This is a genomic window from Syntrophomonas sp., from assembly GCF_028707975.1.
Classification (GTDB): Bacteria; Bacillota; Syntrophomonadia; order Syntrophomonadales; family Syntrophomonadaceae; genus Syntrophomonas.
In genome coordinates this window covers 1-5,487 of record NZ_JAQVZX010000110.1, presented here as the reverse complement: position 1 = coordinate 5,487, position 5,487 = coordinate 1, and the positions used below count along the sequence as shown (strand labels likewise).

General features: G+C 48.7%; 4 protein-coding genes. All 4 read left to right on the top strand.

Annotated elements, in window-relative coordinates; all coding sequences use genetic code 11:
- Positions 1 to 791, top strand: a 791-nt coding sequence (locus PHP87_RS10450) for an energy-coupling factor transporter transmembrane protein EcfT (RefSeq protein ID WP_299921104.1), incomplete at its 5' end; no start/stop codon positions are given.
- Positions 776 to 2,467: an ABC transporter ATP-binding protein gene (locus PHP87_RS10445; protein ID WP_299921109.1), complete on the top strand. Its 1,692-nt coding sequence runs from the start codon at positions 776 to 778 to the stop codon at positions 2,465 to 2,467. The genes PHP87_RS10450 and PHP87_RS10445, both read left to right, overlap by 16 nt.
- Before the next feature lie 232 nt (positions 2,468 to 2,699).
- Complete coding sequence (locus PHP87_RS10440; protein WP_299921102.1) at positions 2,700 to 3,392, top strand: ECF transporter S component; 693 nt, start codon at positions 2,700 to 2,702, stop codon at positions 3,390 to 3,392.
- A gap of 195 nt (positions 3,393 to 3,587) precedes the next feature.
- Positions 3,588 to 5,487, top strand: a 1,900-nt coding sequence (locus PHP87_RS10435) for a pyruvate formate lyase family protein (RefSeq protein ID WP_299921106.1), incomplete at its 3' end; no start/stop codon positions are given.

Genomic DNA, 5,487 nt, shown 5'->3' with positions numbered 1-5,487 from the left:
TGCTGCTGGCGGTGGCTTTGGTGATTGTATCATCAGGGCACTTTAAGGAATGGATCACTTATCTCAAGCTTACGGTAAGCCTGATAATTCTAATAGCTATTTTGAATATGCTTTTTTCCCGGGAAGGAGAGACCATACTTTTTTCCCTAAAGCTTTTACCTTTAACGACCCCACTTGATTTAAGCCTGGAATCCCTTTGCTTTGGCGCCGGTATGGGTCTGCGCCTGCTGGTTATTATAAGTGTATTTTGCCTTTATTCGAAGTCAATAGATCCTGACCGTATGCTGAGAGCAGCCGCTGGACTGGGGAAGGGAAAAACAGTGCTGGCTATAATCCTATCCACCCGTCTTTTCCCTCAACTTTTGAGTGATTTCAGGCGGATTATAGAAGTATGTCAATGTCGCGGAGTTGATCCCTATCAGGGTAATCTCTGGCAGAGATCCTCCCGGCTAAAGCCTGGTGTATCCGTTCTTCTCTCATCTTCTTTGGAGCATTCGCTGGAATTGGCGGAATCAATGTATGCCCGGGGATATGGCAGCGGGCCACGCAGCCAAAAACCGGATGATTTATGGCGCCCGCGCGACTTCCTGGTTTTCCTGGCCGTGACTATTGCTTTCTTAAGCGGGATACTGGCCTATGGGCAAGGATGGACGGCCTTTACCTATTATCCCCGTCTAAGCTGGGATTTTACTGGAGGCGGCATTCTGATTATGCTAACTCTAGCTTTGGCCTTTCCATCCGGCTTGAATTGGGGGTGTAAAAGGTCAAAAAAGTTATTGTCCAAGATCTAAATTACTCCTATCCCGGAGAAAAAGAACCCGCTCTAAAGGAAATAAACCTTACGCTTAATGAGGGTGAATTTGTTTTACTTTGCGGCGCTGCGGGCAGCGGAAAGACCACCCTGCTGCGTGCTATAGCCGGCCTGGTTCCGGATTTTCATGGGGGCTGGCTCGAAGGCGCCATTTTCCTGGACAATATTCCCGTTGAGCAAATCCCTCATCGTAAGCGTTTGATAAAAACGGGAATAGTTTTTCAAGAACCAGAACGGCAACTACTAATGAACACTGTCGAGGCGGAAATTGCTTTTGCTCTGGAAAACCTGGGCTTTTCCCCGGCCTTGATCAAACGGCGGATAATGGAAGTGGCGGCGGTCCTCGACTTGAGTGATTGCTTGCAGCAGGCTACATCCACTTTATCAGGGGGGCAAAAACAGAAAGTAGTCCTGGCATCGGTTTTGGCCTGGGAACCGGAAATCCTGCTGCTGGATGAACCCACTTCCCAGCTCGATCCGATGGCGGCAGAACAGATTTTGAACAGCATACGCCGTCTTAACGAAGATAGCGGCTTGACCGTAATTTTGGCTGAACAACGGCTGGAAAGGTGCTTTCATTTAGCGGATAGAGTCCTGGTGATGAAAAATGGAGGTATAGTCTGCGATGAGCAGAGCTTGGATAAACTCTCGCACTGGGCCATGAAGAATGAGCCTTCCTGCCTCCCTCCGGTAGCTCGCTTATTTGCCGGTTTTGCTTTCTCGAAAATACCCGTCAGTATAAAAGAGGGCCGGGGAGTTTTAAGAAGCCTTGCTCCCCAGTTCGATTTCCCCCTTTCCTTTCCCACAGCCTCCCCCGGCTGTGGGAATAAGCTCGATGCAGAGAAGAGTTTTGCCCAGCCGGTAGTGGAAGTGGAGAAAATTTGGTTTCGCTACCCGGAAGGAAAAGAAGTGCTGAAAGATATCTCCTTTAACTTGAAAGCAGGCGAGTTCGCGGTGCTTATGGGGCCTAATGGGGCCGGAAAGAGCACTATCCTTAAAAACCTTAATGGCCTGTTACGCCCGGGCCGGGGCAAGATTAAGATTTGCGGCCGTGACAGCAAAGGGGTTCCGGTAGCGGAACTGGCAACTACCCTTGCCTATCTCTCGCAGAATCCTGATGATTATCTTTTTTTACCTAGCGTGCGGGAAGAAGTGAAATTCAGCCGGCAGCATTTGGCGGTGAAGGACGATATTGATGGCCGTAGCGAGCAGGTCTTGCAGCGCTTTGGCCTCTCCCAGCTGGCAAAGCTGAACCCGCGTGATCTCAGCAGCGGTGAGCGGCAGAGGGTGGCTCTGGCGGCGGTTATGGCTGCCAACCCCCGGATTTTGCTTCTGGATGAACCTACCCGCGGCCTGGACTCCCGTCATAAAGAAGAACTGGGGCGTTTCCTCCAACAAATGCAGGCTGAGGGTGTAGCTATTCTTATGGTCAGCCATGATGTGGAGTTTGTGGCCGAATACGCTGGTAAGGTGATTTTTATAGCAGATGGTTCTTTGCTTTGCTCTGGCAGTAAATATGATATGCTCAGCTCCTCTACATTTTATTCTCCCCAAGTCAGCAAGCTCTTTCGTGGTATCGCTCAGGGAATCGTTACCCTAAAACAGGCGCAAAAACTTTTACAGCGCATCCTGCATCAACGGGCGCAGCAACCATAATAGCAACCGCAAGGAGCATCAGTGGTACCCGCAGGGTGATTTGCGCTGATACTATCTTATGAAATCTTAATAAATCAGCGTTAATCAGCGTCAAAAAAATTGCACTTGTAGCTTCCCCTATTTTCTTGCCCCCCGGCCATGTCCCCTTTGGTTGGGGATAAATGACAAAAGGAAGCAGGCAAAAGAACCGTCCCCATGACACCCCTTGTATGAGAAAAGGAGATATAGGATTATGCAGTTAAGAATATCCCTCATATCCCTGGGTTTGCTAGGGTTGTTGCTGTTACTTAGCATCTGGCCCGGAGGAACTTTAGGAAATTGGAATTGGGGATTGCTATCGGCCACCATTTTGACCGTCGCCCTGGCCGGGTTTTTCTGGCAATTTGAGAGACGGCAGAACAGCATAGTGCAATTGTCTCTTATTGCCACCATATCGTCCCTGGCCGCCCTGTCCCGCATAGCTTTTGTTCCTGTTGCCGGTTTGCAGCCGGCAACCTTTATAATTATGATTACTGGCTATGTCTTTGGCAGCCAGACCGGTTTTCTGGTTGGAGCTATTTCGGCCCTGGTATCGAACTTTTTTTTAGGGCAAGGACCCTGGACGCCCTGGCAGATGTTGGCCTGGGGTATATGCGGGCTATTGGCCAGTGGCCTGGGGCAAACTTTATCCGCATTTCGCCTGTTTCCCTTTGCTGTTATATGTACTGCCGCTGCCTTCCTCTTCGGCTGGATTACTAACATTTCCTATTGGAGCAGCTTCGTCCATCCTCTGAACTGCTCCAGCTACCTGGGCACTTGCATCGCCAGTTTTCCTTTCGATCTTATCCACGCAGCCGGCAACCTGGCTTTTTCCCTTCTTTTTGGGACTCACTTCTATCAACTGCTTTTTCGTTTCCATGCCAAGATGTCAGGATACCGCCAATAGCCAGAGTGATTGGAGAACTTTATTGGACGTAACCTCGCTGCAGTAAAAGCAGATAAAAAATTCCGCTGGCCTTTAGGGCAGGCTTCCTTGTAATAAGGTTAAAAAACAGGGAAGTATCAAATAATAAGGCTAATTCTATTTCTGGGGGTGGATAAATTGCAGGCTGCATGGAGCGGTTTTAAGGCGGGTAGATGGATGCATGAAATAGACGTAAGGGACTTTATGCAAAAAAACTATAGCCCCTATAATGGTGATAGTGGTTTTTTGACTGGCCCGGGAGAAAAAACATCTTTGTTATGGAGAAAATGCCAGGATTTATTACAGAAGGAAAGGGAATCCCAAGGGGTTTTGCTGGTGGATGCGGATACTCCCATAAGCATTAACAGTCACCCCCCGGGTTATATTGACCGGGAACTGGAGAAGATTGTCGGATTGCAAACGGATAAGGCCTTGAAACGGGCTATCAACATTTACGGTGGTTTGAGAACGACCCTTAACGCTTGCCGGGCATATGGCTATGAACCGGATAAAAAGCTCCTGGAGTTTTTTGAAAAACACCGCCGTACCCATAATGATGGAGTTTTTGCGGTCTATACCCCGGAAATGCGCCTGGCGCGAAAGGTGGGGATAATTACCGGTCTGCCGGACTCTTATGGCCGCGGCCGGATAATTGGCGACTGCCGCAGGGTAACCCTCTACGGAGTAGATTTTCTCATAAAAGCCAAAGAGAACGACCGCGATTGGCTTAATCGCAGAATGACTACTGAGTTTATACAACTCAGGGAAGATATGGCGGGACAGATTAAATCCCTGCAAGACCTTAAGCAAATGGCTAAATCGTATGATTATGATATTTCCCGACCGGCCTCCACTGCGGCTGAAGCAGTGCAGCATCTCTATTTTGCCTACCTGGCTGCAGTCAAGGAACAAAACGGAGCAGCGATGAGCCTGGGGCGGGTATCTACTTTTCTGGACATCTATCTGGAACGGGACTTGCGTTCCGGGAGGATTACGGAGAACGAGGCCCAGGAATTGATTGATCAATTGGTAATAAAACTACGACTGGTTCGACACTTGCGCACCCCCGAGTACAGTGAAATATTTGCCGGTGATCCGAACTGGGTCACGGAATCACTGGGCGGTTCTGGTACGGACGGAAGGCATCTGGTTAGCAAAACTTCTTATCGCTTTCTACAGACCTTGAGGAATTTAGGAGCGGCGCCTGAACCAAATATGACTATTTTATGGTCACGTAATCTCCCGCGCGAGTTTTTAGAGTTCTGCGCCGATCTATCCATTTCCACCTCTGCTCTCCAGTACGAGAACGATGACCTGATGCGTAACTACTATGGTGATGATTACGGTATCGCTTGCTGTGTATCCGCCATGCGCCTGGGGAAGGAGACTCAGCTTTTTGGCGCCCGCTGCAACCTGGCCAAACTTTTGCTCTATGCCATAAATGGGGGCAAGGACGAGATAAGCGGCCAACAGGTAGGGGTGGAAATGTCGGTTTATGATGGAGATAAATTGGAATTTGGCGAGGTTATGAGACGATTTAAGATACAGATGGAATGGTTGGCCGAACTTTATGTAAATACCATGAATCTTATTCATTATATGCACGACAAGTATGCTTATGAATATGTGCAAATGGCTTTGCACAATACTTTTGTCAAACACTTTATGGCTTTTGGCATAGCTGGTTTATCTGTAGCAGTTGATTCTCTAAGTGCAATAAAATATGCTAAGGTTAAGCCCATCAAAGACGAAAGGGGATTGGTCAGCGATTTTGCCATAGAAGGTGAATTTCCCAAGTTTGGTAATGACGATGACCGGGTTGACCTCCTGGCGGTGGAAATAATTCATACCTTTATACACCAGCTTAAGCGCCATCCCGCCTATAGAAATGCCCAGCACACCTTGTCCATATTAACCATAACCTCTAATGTAATGTATGGGAAGCATACTGGAACCACTCCGGATGGACGAAAAAAAGGTGAGCCCCTGGCTCCGGGAGCCAACCCCCTGCACGGCCGGGAAGAAAAGGGAGCCATAGCCGCCTGTAACTCGGTAGCCAAATTACCCTATGAAGATG

Excerpts from the sequence above, each read along its gene's own strand:
- PHP87_RS10440 (WP_299921102.1), top strand. The coding sequence starts at position 2,700 with ATGCAGTTAAGAATATCCCTCATATCCCTGGGTTTGCTAGGGTTGTTG.